This window comes from Streptomyces sp. JH34 (assembly GCF_029428875.1).
Lineage (GTDB): Bacteria > Actinomycetota > Actinomycetes > Streptomycetales > Streptomycetaceae > Streptomyces.
Map to the genome: position 1 here is coordinate 1,630,166 of NZ_JAJSOO010000001.1, position 21,098 is coordinate 1,651,263.

General features: G+C 75.1%; 1 protein-coding gene (cut by a window edge). It reads right to left on the bottom strand.

Features of this window, described 5'->3' with window-relative positions; all coding sequences use genetic code 11:
• A protein-coding gene (locus tag LWJ43_RS07195; protein ID WP_277331463.1) for a lonely Cys domain-containing protein crosses the window boundary here: on the bottom strand, window positions 1-21,098 show its 3' portion. It continues 16,684 nt past the right edge of the window; 21,098 of the gene's 37,782 nt are visible here — the last part of the coding sequence; its start codon lies off the right edge, out of view; the stop codon is at window positions 1-3.

Sequence of the window (21,098 nt, forward strand, 5' to 3'; positions counted from 1 at the left end):
TCACCCGTGCGCACCGCCGGCGTCCCCCGCCCCCGGCCCGTCGTCCTCGCCGTTCCTGCCGGGCGGCGGGGCGGGCGCGAAGTGCGGGTTGGCGACGTACGGTCCGAGCGGCATGCCGTACTCCATCGGCTGCGCGCCGCGGATGTACCGGCGGTCGATGCCTCCGGGGAAGAGCACCTCCTCCTGGTCGGGGAAGGGTGAGGCCAGGCCCAGGGTGGCGTTCACGTCGATGCCGCCGGGGACCTGGATGTCGTAGCGCCAGCGGTAGCGGTGGTACAGGGCGGGGGCGCCCATCGGGTTCGCGCGGGCGCTGTCGCGCACGTAGTGACGGTTCGCCGTGGTGCTCGCGAAGACGGTGGTCGGCACCAGGGAGCTGCCGCCGTAGACGTGGTCGATCAGGTGCACCATGTCGGGGCCGTACGGCCGGAGGCCCTCATCGAAGACCCGCTCGGGCCCGTCGGGGCTGAAGCGGAACAGCGGGCCGTCGTGGTCGCGCCACAGCGCGTCAGGGAGCGTGCTGCCCGCCAGTGCGGCCGGGTCGGCGGCGACGGCGGCCGGGGCGACGGGCGGGGTGGTGCTCACCGGGCCGGTGGCGGGCCAGATGACCGGTACGGGCGGAGGGCCGTCCTCGGTCGCGGTGTGCGGCTCCGTCAGCAGGCGGGAGGAGGCGACGAGTCCGCGGCCGGGCAGGTACCAGTCCCAGGCCGGCCCGTCGGAGTAGACCCTCCCGGCCATGTCGGTGACACCGCCGGCGGACGGGCCGTCGGAGGTGTACTCGCCGCGCAGTCCGAGCGACGGTATCTCGGCCACGAACACGTGGAACTCCGCGTCCTCCTGGCCGTAACCCCACACCGTGTGACGGTCGGTGGAGGCGGCCACGGGGAAGGCCTCAAGGGTCTCAGCGAACCGCTCGTCGAACCGGCCGTCCGCCGAGTAGGGCAGGGCCTGCCCGGCCGGGGCCGCACCGGCGTCGGTCTCGGTGGCGCTGCTCGCGTTCCACTCCGCGGTCCGGGCCGTGTCAGCCATGTCGGCCGTGTCGGCCGTGTCAGTCCTGTCAGCCGTGGGGGACGGCGGGGTGGACGGAAGCCGCGGCACGGTCCTGTGCCAGCCACCGGGCCGCCGCACGTCAGCGGTGTCCGACGTGGGTTCCGGCGTCTCCGGCCGCGGGAGGGCCGTGACGATGCCCGGTTGCGTCGCGCTGCCACCGGACACGGTGAACGCGCCGTCGAAGCTCCACACGGTCCGGTCGTTCGTGAGGGAGAAGCCCTGCTGATCGCGCGGTTCCCCTGCGCCGACGCCGGGCACCAGCAGGACCAGGGGGCGGTGCGCGCCGATCAGCGACAGCTCCGGGTCGGCCTCCAGCAGCGCGTGGAACTCCCGCACGGTGACCTGCGCGGTGCCGCCCGGCAGCCGCAGGACCACCGCACCGGCGGGGTCCGTCTCCGCGTACACGAAGTACGGAGCGACGGCACCGTCCTGGGCCCACGGGGCGAACTCCGGCGAGCCGGTGTCACCGGCCCCGACGGTGTACAGACGTGCGGGATCCAGCCCGCCGGGGGTCGGCGTGGGGCCCCAGTTGCGGCCCTGGAGGGGGCCGTCGGGCGTGCGCATCCGGCTTCCGTCGGCGAACGCCCCCATCGTCTCCAGGTGGAAGACGGCCAACTCGTCCGGGTGGCCGGAGTCCCGTCCGGTGGCGAAGGCCTGCTCGGTCAGTTCCCTCAGCCGGGCCTCCGCCGCCGCGTCCCACGTGGTGCCGGCGGACAGATGGAGCACCGCGCGCCCCATCTCCTCGCGTTCCGCCGGAGACTTGGCGTCGAACAGCCGTGCGGCGCCGGTCATCGCCCACAGCGCGCGGGCGTACGCGCGCCGCGTGAGCGGTCCGGTGGCCATCCGCAGCACCGACCGCACCGCTCCGTCACCACCGGCGGTGAGCCGGTCGGACGCGGCCCGCAGCGCGGGCACGTCCCACACGGCGGTGAGCGCGGCGTCCCCCGGCGCGGCCAGGGCCCGGTCGAGCACGGCCTCGAAGTCGGCCGGCCGCGGGACGGGCCCCCCGTCGGGCGTCGGCGCGAGGAGCTGCCACAGCTCCATGCGCAGCGGGGTGTACCCGTTCAGTGCCGGGTCGTTCGCGCGCAGCGTCTCCAGGGCGCCGATCCCGCGCAGCAGCCGCTCGTGACGGCCGCCCGGCACACCGCGATCGGCCTCGACCTCGTTGCCGAAGACCAGCCGCAGCGCCCGTACCAGCCGCAGGGCGCGCGGCGCCTCGTCGTCCCAGGCGGGGAGGCCGGTGGGGCGCGGGAGGGGTCGCAGGCCCGCCGCCTCCGTCAACTCGGCGATCGCGCCGACCGGTTCGGGAAGGAAGGTCTCCATCCGCGCCAGAGTGCCTTCGGGTGTCGCCGCGAGCAGCCGCACGGTGTCGTTGTAGCCCGTCCTGCCGGTGGCGGCCGTGGTGGTGCGCCCGCTGTGGTTGGCGGCGTGCTGCGCGAGCGCGACCTCCTCCAGGGGGTCGTCGACGAGCGGCGCGGGCCTGATGAGGGACTGCGGGCGAAGCGGGTCGCCGGCCACGGCGCCGTAGCAGCTCGCGACGTGCAGTGCGTCCCCGGCCGCCCGCGTGACCACCTCGGGCAGCCCGCCGATGTAGCGCCCGCCGTCCTCGGAGCCGAGCAGCAGCACCCGGCCGTCCTTGCCGGCCAGCTTCAGTCCGCCGGGGACTCCGTGGGCGTGGAAGGTGTAGACGGACGCCTCGGGGTCCGGGGCGGTCTCCTCGGCGCCGACCGTGTGGAAGGTGTCGCCGAGGCGGAGCACGTGCGTGCGCTCCCGCATGCCCCGGTACAGCCTCAGCCGCCGTTCCCGCAGCCGCCTGCGGCCGTCGTCGGGCATCGACTCGCGGCCCTCGAAGCGGTGGTCCGCCCCGACCAGCGGGCGGGTGTCCACGTCGCTGTCCCGGAACCGGACGCCGTCCACGGTGACCCACTCGCGGTCCTCGGGCCGCACGGTCCCGTCCGCCGGGGGATCGAACGGCACCCAGTCGCCGTAGGCGTCGTCGGGGTCGGAGTCGACGAGCGACGGTACGGAGACGACGGGCCCGGCGGTGGTGACGTCGGGGCCGGCGGTGGTGACGTCGGGGCCGGTCTCGGTCCCGGTGAGGCGGCCGTCGCCGCTGGGTGCCCAGACCCTGCGGCCCAGCCGCTCCGCCACGGCCCGTGCCAGCGGCCCGTACTGCGCTCCCGCGTACGGGCTCACCAGCACCACCGGTACGTCCGGCGGCAGCGCGGCCAGCACCGGATCGGCGGCCAGGAGGTCTGCCAGCGCCTGCGGGCCGAGCTCACGGCCGTCGGCGAACAGGGCCTCGTCGTAGCCGGCCTCGGCCGCCACCACGTACGCCGTCTCGCCCCACGGTGACGCCCCCTCGGAGACCGTCCGCAGCTCGCCGCCCCGCTGTTCCTGGAGCCGGATCAGCGAGGCGTCGACGCTCTCGATGCCGGTGCCGGTCCAGTCGCGCCCGTGCGGAGCGCCCTGGGCGTCGGTCATCAGCGTGGCTTCGGACAGCAGCGGGTCCGCGGCGTCGGCGACGGACGGGAGCGAGGCGGTGGACGCCGGCTCGGACACGGCCGGGCTCGCGGTGCCCCGTCCGGTGGACCGGGGCACCGGCGCGGGGAGCGTGCGGGGCGCGTCCCCGGGTGCGGCGTACCGGACCGGGCTCGTCTCGTGCCAGACGTCGGCGGTCGGCACGCTCCCCGCGACGGGCGAGTCGTGCAGGGTCAGCACCGGCTGTCCGGAGTCGCCGGCCGCCGACAGGTCCGCCGGGAAGTCGGTCCACCAGACGGAGCGGCCCAGCCGCTGGGCGAGCCGGTGGGCGACGTCCCCGGCGTCGGCGGGCGGTCCCGAGAACGCCAGGACCAGGGGGGTGGTCAGTTCCCGGCGCATCAACGGCAGGTCGTTCGCCAGCACTTCCGCGAACTCGCCGGTGGGCACGCTGGACGTCTCGCCGTCGTAGGACAGTTGGAGGAGGTCGGGGTCGTGCGGGTCCGGGGCGACACGCACCAGGTACGGGACCGGTGTGTCCGTCCCCTGCTTCCACGGCGCGTCCGTCGTCCCGGCGGGTGTGTGGAACTGCGCCAGGTCCACGCTCGGCGGCAGCTGTCCGCCGGTGAAGTCGCGGCCGCCCCCGTGTACGCCGTCCTGGACCGTGCGCAGACGGGTGGTGGTGTACGCGCCGGACTCCTCCAGGGCGTATGCCGCCGCCACGTCCGGGTCGGACGCCTCGCGGCCCACCGCGAAGGCGCGGGTGATCAGGTCCAGCGTCTCGTCGCGCTCCGCTCGGCCCGTCCGGGCGCCCAGGGGCAGGTGGAGGACCTGCGCGATGAACTCGCCCTGGTCCGGGTCGGTGTCGGGCAGCGTCTCCTCGGCCTTGACCCGGGCCCAGAAGATGCGTGACCGCTCGGTCACGCCGACCTCGTTGGTCTCGATGTCCAGGGCGGTCGCGGCCTCGTCCGCGGGGTCGCCGTCCCGCATCCACTGTGCGGCGGCCTCCACCGCCGGCAGATCCACGAAGCTGACCAGCACGTCGCCGGGCCACGTCGACCACTGCTCGGCGGCGGCGGTCAGCGCACGACGGGTGGCTTCCTGGTCCACGGCGGCAGCGCCGCCCGCGTGCGCCTCGGCCACCCGGCGCAGCAGGTCCAGCGTGAAGGGGCCGGCCGCGTCGAAGTCGGAGTCGCTGCTCCACATGTGGTCCACCGCCGCCGCACCGCGCAGCAGATCGCCGAAGTCGGGCGCGTCGTCCACCTCGTGCCCGAACGTGAGCCGCAACGCCCGCACCAGGCGCAGCGTCCTCTCCCGCGTCTCGTCCGTGACGGGTCCGTCGCCCGGGTGGTAGCCGGCGACCTCGGCCAGGCGGTCCAGTGCGGGGCCCGTGGGCTCCGGCCGGAACAGGTCCCATGCCCGGTGGCGTCCCTGCGCGTCCGCGTACAGGGTGCGCATGTAGCGGCCGTCGGCCGACCGCGTCCCCTGCGAGCTGTACGCCAGGCGAACGGTGCGTCCCGTGCTGTTCGCCAGGTGCTGCCCCATCGAGACGTCGCGCAGCGGGTCGGGGACGAACGGGCCGGGGAAGGCGTCGCTCACGGTGTCCGGGGCCGGCACGGCGCTGCCCCTGGGCGCTCCGCTCCAGCAGACCACCATGTCGATCCAGTGGTCCGCGGGCAGGCTCGCCAGGCTCTTGCGGCGCTTGAGCCACGGCCCGGCCTCACGCTCGTCGACCAGCCGGACGCCGCCGTCCCGCATCGCCAGCTGGAGGACGCCCGGTTCGCCGTGCATGTCCAGGCGGTAGGCGGTGTCCTCGGGTCCCGGGCGCGGCAGGTCGTGTTCCTGGGACATCCCGCCCGTGGCGGGGTAGTGGTGCACGAACGTCGTCATCCGGTCGAAGTGGCGGCCCTCGTCCTCGAAGTGCTTGGCGTACTCGGCGGGGTGGTGCGAGGCGCGGCCGATCTGCTTCCCGCTCAGGGCGCTGACGATGGGCCGTGTCACCACGTCGCGGTGCCAGTCCGGTGCGTCGTCGTCGGGGTCGGGCGCCAGGCCGGGCACGCTCGCGATCCAGTCGCCCTGCGGGATGCCGGGGCGACGGACGACGTCGATGGTGCTCGCCGCGCCGGGCGCCGAACTGAGCGTCGCCTCGCCGCTGTGCGCCCACACCGTCAGGCCGGTACGGTCCGCGAGTTTGCGCGGCAGGTCGAGGTAGGCGTCCGCGGCGAAGGGGACGGCCAACACGATGGGGGTGCCCTGCGACAGCCCCTCCCCCGCCACGTCCGCCGCGACGAGCTCCACGAACTCGTCGGCGCCCAGCTCGCGCGTCGAGCCGTCCGGCAGTCGTGCCTCCACCCGGTCGTGCGCTCCGCCGGCGGCCACGACGTACGGGGTCACGCCCTGCGGCCAGGGGGTCCCCTGGGTGTCGAGGACGTCGTACGTACCGGACGGGGTGTCCTCCAGCACGTCGCCGTTGGCGGTGTCCAGCTCCGCGACGGCGTCGTCGTCCCAGTTGAGACCCGGCACCCGGCGGCCCTGGACCGTGAAGTGGCGCGCGCGGCCGGGTGCCCTCACACCCAGCTCGGTGAGGTGGAAGGCGCCCAGTGCCGCGAGGCTCGTCGCCGCTCCGGCCGCCGTGGACCGTTCCACCAGGGCGAACAGCTCCGCACGCCGGTCCTGTCCGACATCCGAACCGGGGTCCAGGTGCAGCACGCGGCGGGCGAGGGCGTCGATGTCCAGCGGGCGGTCGCGCAGCGACGGGTCCCGGCGCCGCAGGGTGTCCAGGGTCTGCACCGCTGCCGCGTCGGGCGGCTGGGAGATGCCGATCGTGGCCTGCCGGCCGAGCTCGGCCCGGGTCACGCCGTCGAGGGCACCCGTGCCCACCCAGTCCTCGGCGGGCCGGGTCAGGCTCCGCGCCCCGACCGTGAAGTCATCGACGGTCAGGCGCGGTTCGCCGGCGGGGCGGCCCTGCTGGAGGTCGTCGAGCGCGCGGGCCAGCAGCCGCCGGAACAGGGTCCGCGCTGTCTGTGCGCGCCGCCTGGCCGTGGTGACCTGCTCGTCACGGTGCGCGCCGTCGGCCCGGCGCGCGTCGGCGCCGTAGCCGGTGACGGCGACGCGCGGCAGCGACACGCCCGCCCGCTGGTTGCGCAGTCCCGCGGTGGCCACCTGGGAGGCCAGCAGGCGCAGGGTCTCCGTGCCGTTCGCGGACGGTGTCGTGCCCCCGTGCGCGTACGCCACCAGGCTGCGCGTGGGCAGCGCGGGCGGCGGTGGGGCGGCCGGGGCCGTGTGTACGGGCGCGGTGAACACGGGTGTCGAGGCGGTCTCCACCCCCTGCATGGGGTCGGAGGCCGTCTCGACACCCTCCATGGGGTCCCCGGCCGAGGAGCGGGCCCTCGCGGGGGAGGTAACCGCAGCGGCGTCGCCGGGCGTGGCGTCGCCCGTGGCCGTGGAGGCCGTCCCGGACGGCGGTGCCGCGGGCAGGGGCGAATCGACCGGGCGGCGGCCCTCCTGGACCCCGCCCCGGTCGACGGGCCGCGCCTCTCGCCAGTCGGCGGCCGTCGGGCTGGTCAGTGTCATCAGCGAGCCGACGAGCGTGGGCACCGTGACACCCGCGTCGTCCGTGCCGGACAGCTCCACCGGGAACGGGCTCCACCACACGCCGCGGCCGAGCCGCTGGGCCACCAGGTCCGCGACGCCGGGTGCGGGCCCGTCGAATCCGTCGAGCACCAGGAGGACGGGGGTCGTCAGGTCCTTGCGTCGCAACTCGACGTCAGCGGCGAGCAGTTCGGCGAACTCGGCGGCCTGCACCTGGTACTCGGCGCCGTTGAAGGTCACATGGAGGTTGTTGCCGTCCTGGAGGTCCACGGACGCCCGCACCAGGTAGGGGACGGGCTTGGCCGTGCCGGAGGCGTCCTGCCCGGCCCACGGGGCGGCGACGACGCCGCTCGGCACCCGGAACGTGTCCAGTCCGGGCAGGAGGGCGGCGGCGCCGTCCTTCCAGTCGAGACCGCCGCCCAGGGCGGCCCCCATGGTCGTGGCCGCCGAGGTGCGGTCGAAGGCGCCGCGTGCCTCCAGGTCGTAGGCTGCCGCGACATCCGCGTCGGTCATGTTCCGGCCCGCCGCGAAGCCCTTGGTGAGCAGGGTCAGTGCCTCGCCGCGCAGGGTCTCGTCCACCTCGACGTCGGGGTCGAGGTGCAGCATCCTCGTCGTGAGCGCGTCGGCGTCCTGGGCCGCGAGCAGTGTCTCCTCGGCCTTGACCCGCGCCCAGAACATCCGTGCCCGCCCGGCCTCGCCCACCTCGTCGGGGCCGGAGAGCTTCAGCGCGGTGACGGCCGCCGCGTCCACCTCCGCGGTGTCCGTGAGCCATTGGGCGGCCGAGTCGAGCACCGGCAGGTCGACGAAGCGGCTCACCGGCAGGGAGGGGCCGGCCTGCCATGCCTGTGCCGCCGCGGCCAGGACACGACGGGTGACGTCCCGGTCCACGCCGGACGCGGCCTCGGGGTGGGCGGCGATCACCCGTCGCAGCAGGTCGTGCGAGAACGGTCCCGTCGGGCCGAGGTCCGGATCGGCGTGCCACATGTTGACGACCGCGGCGGCTCCGCGGATCAGGGTCGTGAAGTCGTCCGCGTCCTCCACGTCGTGCCCGAAGACCAGCCGCATGGCCCGCACCAGGCGAAGCAGCGCGGCACGGCTGCGCGGCGACGCCGCACCCTCGAACCCGGCCAGTCCCGCGAGCCGGTCGAGCTCGGCCTCGTCGGGCTCCGGACGACGGGTCTCCCACCACCACTGGCGGCCGCTCGCCTCGGTGAAGAGCACCCGCACGGGGTCGTCCTGGTAGGTGAACGCGCCCTGCAGGGCGTAGGAGAGGCGCACCGTGCGCCGCGTCTCGTTCGCCAGGTGCTGCCCCAGGGAGAGGGCCTCGTCCGCGAGCGGATCGGCGGCGAACGGCACGGCGAAGGAGTGGCCGGCCTGGGAGAGGTCCTGTGTGGTGCCGTCCAGGGGAGTCGAGGAATAGCAGACCACCATGTCGATCCAGTGGTCGGCTGGCCTGCTCGACAGGCTCTTGCGCCGGCGCAGCCACTCGCCCGCCTCGTGCCGGTCCGCCGTCCTCGACCCGCCGCCGGCCAGCGGCAGCACCAGCTGCCCCGGCAGGCCGTGGCCCGCGAGGTGGTACGCCTTGTCCTTCGGCCCCGGATCGTCCAGCGGGAGCTTCGCGGAGTACGTGCCGGTGGCGGGGTCGAAGTGGACGTACAGCGTCATCTGGTCGAGGCGGCCGAAGTTGTGCTCGCGTGACCCGGCGAGCTCACCGGGCTCGTGCAGGCTGCGGCCGATCTGCTCTCCGGTCAGCGCGCTGACGACGGGCTGGGTCAGCACGTCACGGTGCCAGTCCGGTGCGCCGTCGTCGGCGTCCGGCGCGAGGCCGGGCCGGACCGGGACCCAGGAGCCGTGCGGCTGTCCGTCCTCGCGGATCAAGGCGATGGTGCTCTGCCCGGCCGGACCGGGGTTACGCCGCGCCTGGCCGCTGTGGACCCACACGGTGCGGCCGGTGCGCTCGGCGAGCGTGCGCGGCAGGTCCAGGTACCGGTCACCGGCCGACGGGACGGCCAGCACGATCGGGATCCCGGCCGGCAGGCCCTGCAACGCCGGGTCGGCGGCCACCAGTTCGGCGAACTCGTCGGCGCGGAGGTCGCGCGTCGTCCCGTCGGGCAGCCGCGCCGTCACCGTGTCGTGGCGACCGTCGGCCAGAACGGCGTACGGCGTCTCGCTCCACGTCCACGGGGCGAAGTCCGTGATGCCCATCGACTCGAAGCCGCCGGACCCGTCGGGCCGGAGTCCCTCGATGAACATGCTGTCCAGTTCGACGACGTCGGATCCGGCCCAGTTCAGGCCCGCCACCCGGGCCCCGCCCACGGTGACGTGCCGGGCGCGGTCCGCGGCGAGGACGCCCTCCTCCTCGAGGGAGAACGCCGTGAGGGCCGCGAGGCCGTCCGCCCGGCCGGCCGCGAGCGCCCGCTCGACCATCGTGTAGAGGTCCCTGCGCATCTCCGGGTCGACGAGGACGGACGGGCCGAGGTGGAGGACGCGCCGGGCGACCGCGTCCACGTCGAACGTCCCGGTGCGCAGCTCCCGGTCGTCGCGGCGTGCCGCGTCCAGGGCCTCGACCGCCGCCGCGTGACCCGGTGACGTGACGGCGATGGTGGCCTGGCGGCCCAGGTCCGCGCGGCTCACCGACCCGGGCATGCCGGCGGTGCCGCCCTGGGCGGGCAGGCGCGCCCGGCCACGCTGCGTGATCTTGAAGTCCTTCGGGGTCAGCCGGGTCCGCCCCGCCGGCAGGTTCGTCTGGAGGGCGCGCAGCGCGTCGTCGAGCTTGCGGACGAACAGGTCGTGCGCGGTCCGGGCACGCTGGTCGCCCCTCTGCCGGGCGGCCTGTTCCCGCTCCTGCGCGGTTCCGGCCCCGCGGGCGTCGGCACCGAAGCCGGCGATGTCGATCCTCGGCAGCGGTACCCGGGTGCGCAGGTTGCGCAGACCTGCCCGGGCGACCTGGAACGCCAGCCGTTCGACGCTCTCCTGGGCGTCGGCCGAGGGGCGCGTCTCTCCCTGGCCGTACGTCACGAGGCTCTGCCGGGGCAGGCGTGCGAGTGGCCGGGCCGGGGCGGCGGCCGTCGGTGCGGCGAACACCGGCTGCGCGCCGCCCGTTTCCAGCGCCGTCGGGTCCGGGCCGGTGGGCTCCGCGTCGGCCATGTCCACGTCGGTCGCCTCGGGGGCGGTCAGGTCCTCGAGGCCCGTTCCGAGCAGGCCGAAGTCGAAGTCACCGAAGTCGAAGTCTGCGGGGTCGAAGTCCCCGAGGTCGAGGCCGTCCCACGCTGACATGTCGAGGTCGCCGGTGTCGCCGGTGTCCAGGCCCAGTTCGTCCAGGACCGACATGTCGATGTCGGGCATGTCGGCGTCGGTGCCGGACTGCGCCGACGGGGTCGCTCCGGCGTCGGTGCCGGACTGCGCCACCGGGGTCGGGGCCGGGGTCGTCGCTTCCGCCTCGGCGCCGGTGTCCGTGGCGGGCGCCGTCCAGCGGTGCCGCAGGCCCAGCCCGGAGCGGAGCGTGTCGGCAAGCTCCACGGCGGACACCGGTGCGGCCCCGGTGCCGGTCCAGGTGCCCAGCAGGTGGCCGGCGACGCGGCGTACGGCGTCGCGGAAGCCGTCACCGGCGTACCGGGAGTCGGCGAGGACCGGGTGCGGCTCCGCCGGCAGCACCAGGGAGACGGCGGCGTCCCAGGCGCGGCTGGTCCCGCTCTCGCCCGTTCCCTCGGGAGCCGCTTCGGCGAAGTCCGCGTACGCCCGTGCCCACAGCCGTCGTGACGCGTGCGCGGCGGCCGTGTCCAGCGTGTCCGACCAGGCGCCGTCACCCGCCATCCGCACCCGCATCAGGTCCAGCGGCGACAGCGCGCCCGCGGGCAGCCGGTCGTCGCCGCGCAGCATCATCTCGGTCCGCTGGCCGACGGAGAGCGTGATGCCCACGGCCTCGCGTTCCTGCGGGCCGAAGGTCTCGTCCTCGGCGGGTCGCAGCGGGGCGGGCGGCAGGTCACCCTCGGTCAACTGCCGTGCGATCCATGCGCGTTCATCGGCGTCCCGCGGGACCACCGGGGCCGCGTCACCGGCGTCGGAGGGGTCGTCCGGGTCTGTGTCCCGCGCGTCGGGTGTGACGCCCAGGGCCCACAGCCGCGCCTCGGCGTCCTCCACCAGGCGGCGCGCCCCGTCGACCCCGGCCCAGGCGTCGGCCACCGCGGTCTCGTCACCACTGATCCGCTCCGTCGTGGCGGCTTCGGCCGCGGTCTCGCCGAGTGCGCCCAGCGCCCGTGCGTGCGCGTCCCGGGCGGCGTCGAGCTCCGGGGTGCCGGTCCCCGCGCGGGTTCCCGCAGGCGGGGAGGTCTGCGGGGCCGTGCGGGGCGACTTCGCGTTGGTGGCCACCGCCGTGCCGGTGCTGCCGGGGCCGTCGCCCTCCGCACTCGTGATCCGCCCCCAGGTGCCCGCCGTGGCCGGCTGTCCGTCGGGACCCGGCAGCACCGCGACGGTGTACGTCCCGGTCGCCGGGTCGTGGTGGAGCGTGGTGGCGCTGTGGGTGGCCCACCAGTTGCGGGCCGAGTTGCGGGCGCCCTCACCGGGGACGCTGCCCTCGACGGGCCGCGCACCGGACGGCCTGCCGTGCGGCACCACGGCGATGACCTCGGCGTACCCGTCCTCGGAGAGCAGCTCCGGGTCGCGGAAGACGAGTTCGCCGAACTCGCCGGGCGGCACCGGTCCCTGCATCCGCAGACCGTCGGCGTCACCGTCGGCGACGTACACGAAGGGCCGCGGGCGGTGCGGGTCGGCGGTCCAGGGCGCGGGCTCGGTGCCGACGGGCACGAGCGTGCCGTCGGGCGCGTATCCCAGCAGGGTGACGACGTCAGGGTCGAACGTGCCCTGGGGCCGCGACACACCGTCCAGCGCCCGGCCCCAGGCCGTACCGTCGTCGTCCGTCAGGAGCCGGTCCGAGTCCAGCGCGCCCTGCTGCTCCAGGTGGTGTGCGGCCAGCTCGCTCAGCTGCCACGGGTCGCGGCCGGCGGCGGCGGCCCGCCGTGCCACGAGGACCGCTTCACCGAACCGCGCCGGGTCGGGCGCGGGCAGGTGCAGCACGGTGGCGGCGAACACGCCCTGGTCCACCTGCCCGGTCGTCAGGGCGACCTTGAACGACGCCCACACCAGCCGCGACCACTCGGCCTCGCCCACCGGCGCCGAGAGGTCGAGCCCCAGGACGTCGCGGGCGATCTCCTCGCGGCGGGGCGTGGCGGCGAGGTCCGTCAGCATGTGGACCAGGTGCGGCAGCGCGATCCACCGGGTCAGGGGTTCGAGCGGCCCCACGTCCCGGCGCCGGGCCGCCTCCGTCAGCAGGCTCCGGTGGGCGTCCGGCGTGAACTGCGGTGCCGGCCCCGTCGCGAACCCTCCCGTGTGGTGGCCGGTCATGAGCTGCTCGTACAGGTCCAGGGTGAACGTGCGCGCGCCGTCCCGGTCCAGGTAGGGATCGGCCTCGCGCATCAGGTCGAGCGCGCCGATGCCGCGGAGCAGCACATGGTGGTCCGGGGCGTCGTCGACCGTGGCGCCGAAGATCTGGCGCAGCGCGCGGACCAGCCGCAGGGTGCGTTCCTGTACGGCCTCGGGGACCGGCCCGGGGCCGTGGTGCAGCCCTGCGTCGCGGGCCCGCTGCTCCAGTGCGGCCCCGGTGGGCTCCGGCCGGAACATGGCCCACGGGTAGGCGCGGCCGCGCGCGTCGGTGTGGAGGCTGAGGTAGGCCTCCTGGGCGCCGTGCCGCGACTGGACGGCGGCGTTCATGAGGGTGGTCGCGAACACCGTGCGGCCCGTCTCGTTGGCCGTGTGCTGGCCGACCGCGACGTCCGCGAGCGGGTCGGGTGTGAACGGCAGCGGGCCGTCGATGTGCTGCCCGTGCATCTCCCCGATGCCGGGGGTCGCCGCCGCGTAGCAGACGAGCAGCACCACGGGGTGTTCGGGGGCGAGGGAGGCCAGGCTGCGGCGGCGGGCGAGCCTGCGGGCGAACTGCGGCCCGTCGTCGGTCCGCTCCCCCTGCGGGGTGTGCCACATGACGGAGCCCGGCAGACCGTGGTTGTTGGGGAAGTACGGCGTCGGCAGGTTGAGTTCGACCCAGGGCACGGGTGCCATGGGTTGCGTGAAGTCGTAGGAGGTGCGCTGGAAGGTGTACGAGGTGACCGTCCCCAGCCGGCTGTGGTTCAGGGTCCGCGACCAGCCCCCGTCGTCGGAGTCGGCGAGGTCCATCGAGATGTATCCCGTGGACCGGTTCCCGTGGTGGGCGATGGAGAGGGAGCTGACCTGGTCGTCCGTCGTGTCGGCGGTCGAAGTGGGAGCTGTGGCGGGCGCGTTGGCGAACCACTGGCCCCTGGGCGCCTGCTTCTCCTCGTCCAGCAGCAGGACGACCGAGCGGTCCGGGGCTCCGGGGAGGCGTCCGACGGCCGACCGGCCGGTGGTGGCCCACACCTCTCTGCCGAGGCGGTCGGCGAGCCCGCGAGGCAGGTCCAGGGACGCTGCTCCGGGCCGGTCGACGTGCAGCAGCAGCGGCCCCGGCCGGCCCGCGAGGTTCCGGTCGAGGGCCATCAGCTCGTGCAGGACCTCGGGCGGTACGGGACGCGCGAAGCCGCCGAGCCCGCGCACCACGACCGCGTCGGACCGCCCGCCGAGCATCAGGAGGTACGGGTCGGGGTGGCCGGGCGTGGGGAGCCACGGCGCGGTCTCGGGCCCGCTGTGGCCGGTCGTGCCGTCGGGGGCGCGCGAGACGCGGCCGGTGGTGCCGGGGTCGAAGTCGGCCGGCAGGGGCCTGCCGAGCCAGTTCCAGCCGCGCGGGCGGCCGTGTGCGTCGGTGATCCGGAAGTCCGCGTGGAAGGCGCCGCGTCGGGCGAGGTAGTGGGCGGACACCGCGCTCAGCGTGGCGGCGCCTGCGGTGGAGGGGTCCGTCACCAGCCGTACCAGGGCTCCGCGGGCGGCGGCGTTCACGGTGTCGGAGGGGTCGAGGAGCAGCGTCCGGCGGACCAGCGCGTCCAGGTCCAGGAAGCCGCCGCGCAGCTCCGGGTCCGAGGCCCGCAGCCGGTCGAGCCGCTCCAGCCCCTCGACGGCGCGCCCCCGGTCGACGCCGTTCAGGGCGCCGAGGCCGTACAGGGCGTCGAGGACCGCCTCGCGGTGCCGCTCCGCGTCGTCGGGCGACACCTGCTGCGACGTGGCGGTGGTGCCCTGGTGCGGGGCGGGAGGGTTCGGCATCTGGGGAGCCGGGTGGTTCGGCTCGGAGGCGACGGGCCGGGTGTGGACCGGACGGCGGGCCGGACCCGGGCGGTGCGGGAGCGTCGCATGGGTGTACGCGCCGTCCTGGCGGACGACGCCGCCGACGGGCTTCGGCTCCAGCTCGTCCAGGAGGGCCTGGGCGTGCTCGTCGGGGAAGAGCCCGTCCCGCGCGACGTTCTCCCTCAGCTCCCGCTCGTCGAGGGGATAGACGTTCCAGTACCGGCCCCAGTTGTCCGCGTAGTCCAGGGCCGGGTCGTGGCCGGGGACGCCGTCCAGTGCCAGCTGGGCGCCGCGCATCACCTCATGGGCGGTGTGGTGGCCCACGGTCAGCGAGATGGCCAGCATCCCGGCCCGGATCAGACCGAGGTCCAGGTCGAGGCCCCACTGGTCCCGCATCCGGGCGGCGTGCAGTACGAAGCGGTACGTGGACCCGGCGGTGCCGGTCGCCACCAGGCCGCCCGAGTCCTCGGACCGGCCCTGGAAGTCGGCGCTCATCGCGAGGTCGTACACCGCCGTCGCGGGCATCCAGGTCAGTCCGGCCTCGTCGACCGCGATCCGGCGCTCCGCCGCGCTCAGCGGCGGACGCGCGGTGTCCGGATGTGCCGGGTCCGCCACGGGCCGCGGCAGTTCCCTGACGGCGGCCTCCTTCTCCTCCAGGGTCATGGCCGACTGCTGGATCTCGATGGCGCGCCGCATGTACTCGGCGTAGGCCTCCCGCTGCCGGCGGCTCGGCCGCTCGGCGGCGATCTCCGGATGCTGCTCCTCCACACCGCCGAGCATCTCCGGCACGAGGTTCTCGGAGATCCCCTCGTAGAGGAACGCCACGAGCTCCCGCAGGTTCCCACTCCTCAGCACACGCTGGAGCGCGTCGCGGGACGTGCCGACGACGCCCGCCTTGAACTTGCTGGTGTCGCCGAACGTCGCCAGCGCGCGCGGATGCCGCATGCGAGCCGCCGCCCACGCGGCACTCGCCATCTTCCTGAACTCGGCGGTGACCGCCTCGTGTTCGGCCAGGTACTCGCCCAGCCGGCGGTCGAAGGCGGCGGACTCCTCGGCGTAGCGGATACGCGTCAGGACCCACGGGGGCGCGTCGCTGTTCCTGCGCTCCGGGCTCGGACGCGCGGAACGGCCGCGTGAGCGGGACCTGCCGCGCTCGGGGGTGGGTACCGTCAAACGCTCGGCGGTCTCCTCGGGCCCGGTGGACGGGGATTCCCCGGTCTCCTGCCCTGTGACCGGGGACCCTGAGGTCCGCTCGGGTGCGGGCCGCTCCGACGGAGCCGTCTCCCTGACGGGCGTGGTGGTCCCCGACGGCTCCGACGAACCCGGCGGGACGCGGCGGTGGTCGTCGATCTCGATCGTCACCACGCGCCCCTGGGCCGGATCGGTGGCCCTGCGCACCCGCTTGGCGCCCTTGGTGAGACCGAAGTCCCGTACGCCGACGCGCGGCCCGCTCATGTCCGCCTGGAAGGTGGTCAGTACCTGGGCCAGCCTCGCCGCGAGCGCCCTCGCGACGGCGTCCGCCCGGTCCTGGCCGCTGGCCTGCGAGCGGTTGCCGTGCCCGGTGAGGGTGATCCTGGGCAGGGGCAGTCCGTGGGCGCGGTTCCACAGCCCCGCGCGCGCCAGCGACTGCGCCAGGCCGTCGATCGTGCCGCCCGCGTCGGCGGGGACGGCGTGGTCCCCCTCGTCGAAGTGGATCGCCTGCTGGTGCCAGCGCGGCGCGTGGCCGTGCAGCACCACCGTCGTCAGCGGATTGGCCACCGCGGGCGAGGAGTCGGACAGCAGTGCCGCGTTGACCTCGTGCGCGGACTCACCGGGCCGCTTGCTGTACGCACGGAAGGACCAGAGGTCCTTGTCGTCCATCACCGGCGCGGCGTCCCGGATCGCTTCCTTCGCGCGGGAGCGCGCCCGGTCCACCTCACCCAGTGCCAGCGCGTGTTCGGGCCGGTCCTCGTCGAAGAAGGGGGGCAGTTGCTCGGCGTCGTGGACAGCGGCCAGCGCCCTGGCCACCCGTGCGAAGCCCGCCGGGCCGTCCGTCTCCGACGGGTCCGCCCCGCGTTCCCGTGCCTCGGCGACGTGCCGTTCGGCGCCGCGGGCCAGCTCGAGGAGCTCGTGCTCCGAGTAGCGGTCGAGGTTCTCGTCGATGACGTCGTCGAGGACCTCGGCGGAGATCCCGTTCCGGGAGTGGGTCTCGTTCTCCAGGGTGATCTGGTGGGTGCCGTCCTCGCTTTCCAGCACGACCTGCGCGAAGTGGTAGGGGGCGTGCGGGCCCACCCGGTCGCCGGGCTTGGCGTGGTTGTGCGTGAACAACTGCGCGCCGCCGTCGTTCGTGGTGCTGACCGACTGGATCAGATAGCCCTCGCCGACCCCCGCCCACGCGTACTCGTTGACACCGATGCGCCGCGCGGCCGACGCCAGCGGGGTGCGCAGCGGGTTGTCCGGTTCGTAGCTCAGGGCCCGGCCGTAGCGCTCGCCCGGTGTGGGGGCGCCCACCACGCCACCGGTGAAGCGCTTGTCCCGGCCCGTCTGGCGGGCGGCCCAGCGGGGGGTGACGTCGGTGGCGGGGCGCGAGCCCTCGGCGACCTCCGTCAGCGCCTGGGCCAGGTGGTGCGTCCCGGTGACCTCACGGCCGTGCTGCCCGTTGACCGGCGCCGTGGAGACCATGGTGCCGCCGGGGCCGCGGAAGGCGATGTGGGACAGGGGCGCGTCCGCCGAGCCGGCCACCATCTGGGCGAAGGACCGTGTGAAGGCGTGTTCCGAACCGCCGGAAGCCGTCAGGAACTCCGGCTCCACCCGGAACAGCGGTTCGCCGTACGAACCGTCCTCCTCCGGCAGCAGTACGCCGGCCGACTCGTCGGCCTTCAGCCGGACTCCGGCACCGGCCGCGGTCAGCCGCGCCGCGGCACGTCCTATCGCCGCTCGGGTGGCGTACACCTGGCGGCTGCGGCCGGTGGTGTCCCCGTCGCCCGCGAGCATCGCCAGCGTCCGGTCCTCGGAGATGTGCAGCGGCGGCCGGCCGGCCATGGGGACGGCCGCCTGGTCCTGGCGCGGCAGGACCAGCGCGTCGGGGCCGGTGCCCGCCCGGACCTCGCCGGCGGTGGGCGGGAGCGGCCGGGTGAACAGGACCCCGGTACCGCGCTTGTCGATGACGCCGTAGTCACGCGTCGTCAGCGGCCGGGGGCGGAGCTCCTCGATCTTTCGTTCGCGGACGGCCTGGTCGGCCAGCCGGTCGAACTCCGCGTCCCCGTCGGAGCTGGACGGGTCGTCGCTGTCCGGGTCCCGTCCGCTGCCGAAGTCGCTGTCGAAGTCGCTGTCGAAGTCGCGGGCTCCGGGCAGGCCGTCGCCCTCGGACGGGTCAGTGGAGACCCAGCCCGCACCGGTGTTGCCGTCGTTCAGGTCCAGCATGAGGTGCCGGGTCCCTGCGGTGGGGTGCGTGGCCACGTCGACCGGTGCCTCGGGGTACCAGACGCGGCGGCCCGTCGTCCCGGTGACCAGGAAGGCGACGGCCGCGGCGTACGCCGGGGGCAGCGCCAGGACGATGTCGGCGCCGCGGGGCCGCCGGGAGTCGTACGAGATGAGCATGGCCAGCTCGTCGGGGCTTTCGACCCGGAAGGTACGCCCCGGCATGGCGACCTCGACGGCGTGGCCGGCCGCCCTGGCCACGACCATGTACGGGTTCTGCCACGGGGCGGGACGCGGGATGACCCGGCCCCGGCCCCGCACGGCGTAGGAGGCCCGCTCGGGGGCGGGCAACCCCTGCCCGGTGAAGTCACGGCCTACGGCGGTCCCGTCGTCGTCACGCAGCAGCGTGCCCTCGACCAGGGCGCCGCGGCCCGTCTCGATCTGCCGCTCGATGAAATAGAGGGCGAGTCGCTCGACGCTCGCGAGGTCGTCGGAGGACGCGTCGAGCGCCAGCGAACCGAGTAGCAGGAAGTCCGCGGGGCCCGGCCGGGCCCCGCCGGCCATGTGCAGAACCTCGTGGGTGACGCGGTTCAGGCCGTGGCGCAGCTCCCGTGACGTCGGGTGCGCGGCCGCCTCCTCCCGGACGAGGTCGAACAGCGCCTGGGAGGTCTCGCGGAGCCGGGCACGCGGGATGCTTCCCCGGTGCGGGCCGAACACGGTGTCCAGCCAGCCCGGGTCGGACGCCTCGTCGTCGGAGTCGGAGTCGCTGTCGGAGTCGTCGGACTCCTCCGCGAGCGGGGAGAGGTCACGCCCGGGCGGCAGCGGGGGCGGCACCGCGCCGTCCGGACCGGTCTGCGGCGAGGCGGCGGGGAGCGACACCGGGTCGACCCACACGGGCTCGCGGCTCTCCGCCGGGGCGTCCGTCCGCGCGTCGGCCCAGCTCGTGCCCTCCGGTGAGGTGTGGGCGTCGATGTCCCCGGCGACCGCCGCCCACAGCTGGAGGTGGCGCGGGCGCAGGCCGGTCTGCGCGAGACCCTCGGGGGCCTGCTCCCGGAACGGTCCGAGCAGGCTGCCCGGCGCGTGCAGGCGCTCGGGGTTGCTCGCGTCGCGCGTCTCGTCGCGCAGGAACAGCTGGTGCGCCAGCTCGTGCGCGAAGTCCGCCGGGTCGGCATCGGCCCACCACGCCCGCTGGTTCATCCGCTGGTCACGGCCTACGAGATCGACCGTCAGGTGGGGGTTCCCGTCCGGCCGGACGGGCTCGACGGTGACGTGCAACCGGTCCCCGTTGGGGAGCTTGTGCTCCGGCCGGTTGTAGAACTCCTCCACGCCCTGGAGCACCCGCGTCAGGACGGCGTCGGTGTCCGCCTGTCCGTCCCCGGGACGGAGGGCGAGCCGCACGGTCAGGTCGGTGACGGTCTCGCCGCCGTGCGTGAGGCGCCGCACGTCGAAGGCCGACCGCACGACGATGCGCGGCCGGTCGTCGAGGCGGGCACGGGGCGGCTCGGAGGGGGACGGCCCGGGGGGCGTGGCGTCGGCGGTCTCCCGCAGCGGAATGCGCAGCGCCGAGTCCCCGTCGCCCTCCGGCACCACGTACAGGGCCGAGGTGTCCGCCACGACCCGGTGGGGCGTGGAGTCCTGGTCCAGGTCGGCCATGAGGAGCGAGAGCGTCTCCATGTTGTCCACCCGGCCGATCCAGCCGCTGTCGCCCCGCAGGATCGCGCCCGTCCCGTGGACGAAGTCGTGACCGAACCTGGTCCACCCGGTCGGCGGGATCTCGTCCCCTCCGGGGAGCCGGATGTGGCCGGTGTCGGCGACCTCGTAGCGGAAGGGCTCCGAGCGGGACTCGGCGGAACGCGTGTACGTGAACCACCGGTTCGGCCGGGGTCCCGCGGTGGCCGGTGCGTCGTCCGTGTCCGGGACGGCCGGGGCCTTGCCCTTCCCGGCGTCCGCGGGTGTACCCGTCGCGGGTGTGCTCGTGTCGGGTACGTCGGCGGCGGACACGACGAAGCCCGGGTCGACGCCGTAGCGGGGCCGCATGACGGTGACCGGGCGGCCGATGGGCCACTGCTCCGCCACCGGGTCGAGGCCGTCGTCGCGGGAGCCGCCCGGCAGGCGCGGCTGGGAACCGCCGCGCGGACCGCGGGTGGCGACGTCCCGGGGCCCGCCGCGGTGGTCGTCGACCGTGATGTCGACGGTGGCGGTACCCGCGTCTCCGGTGGAGGGCCGGCGGCCGCGCACGGCGACGGCTTCCAGGGTGAAGCGGTCCGCGGTGAGGTGCGGTCGCGGGGTTCCCTCCTGGTACTCCGCGAGAGCGTCGGCGAGTTCCTGCCGGAACGAGTCCGCGACCGCCTCGGCACGTGTCCTGGTGAGGTCCCGGCCGAGGAGGCGGCCCCCGCGCACGCCGCTGATCCTGACGTCGGGCAGCGGCAGGCCGTTCGCGGCGTTCCACAGCCCCGTCCTGGCCACCACCTTGGCCAGGTGCCGGACGGGGTGCTTCGCGCTCTCGGGCGTCTGCTGCGCGTCCTTGGCGAAGGTGACGGACACCGGCAGTGCCAGCTGGCCGCGGAGCACGACGGCGGTGAACGGGTTGGCCTCGGCGGAGGGCTTGTCGGACAGCAGTTCCGCGTTGGTGTCGTGGGCCGACTCCCCCGGACGCTGCGCGTACATCCGCATGTACCACTGCCGCTTGCCCGGGATGACCGCTTCGAGCTGTCCGACGCGCGCCGCGGCCGCGCGGGTGGCCGCCTCCAGGGTTCGCTCGGCCGCGGCGCGCTCCGGCGACCCGGCCGGCGCCGCCAGCATCTCCGTACGGGCCTGGCCGGCCCTGATCATGGCCAGGGTCAGGTCGAGGTGGCCGCGCAGCTCCGTGAGGTGCTCGTCGTCCCCGGTCTCCTGCCGCCCCTCGATCGCCTGGCGCAGGAGCGCCGCGTTCTCCCGCATCTCGTCCACCGTGAGGGAGTCCAGGTTCGCCCGGACCGTCCTGCGGTGCCGGTGGTTGCGCACCGAGGAACGCGCGTGGTTCTCGAGGGAGATCTGGTGGCTGCCGTCCTCGCTTGCCAGGACGACCGTGGCGAAGTGGTAGCCGAAGTGCGCGCCTCCGGCGGCGTTCTGCGGCTTGGCGTAATTCTGCTCCAGGCTCGGCTGGCCCTGTGCGCCGGCCGCCGCGACGGACTGGACGACGTAGCCCTCGCCGATGTCGGCCCACGCGTGCTCGTTGACCCCGATCCGGCGTGCGGCGTCCGACAGGGCGTCGCGGCGCGGGTCGTCCGGCTGGTCGAGGCTCAGCGCGCTGCCGTACGCGCGGCCGGGCAGCGGACCCCCGTCGCCGCCGGTGGGCCGGTCGT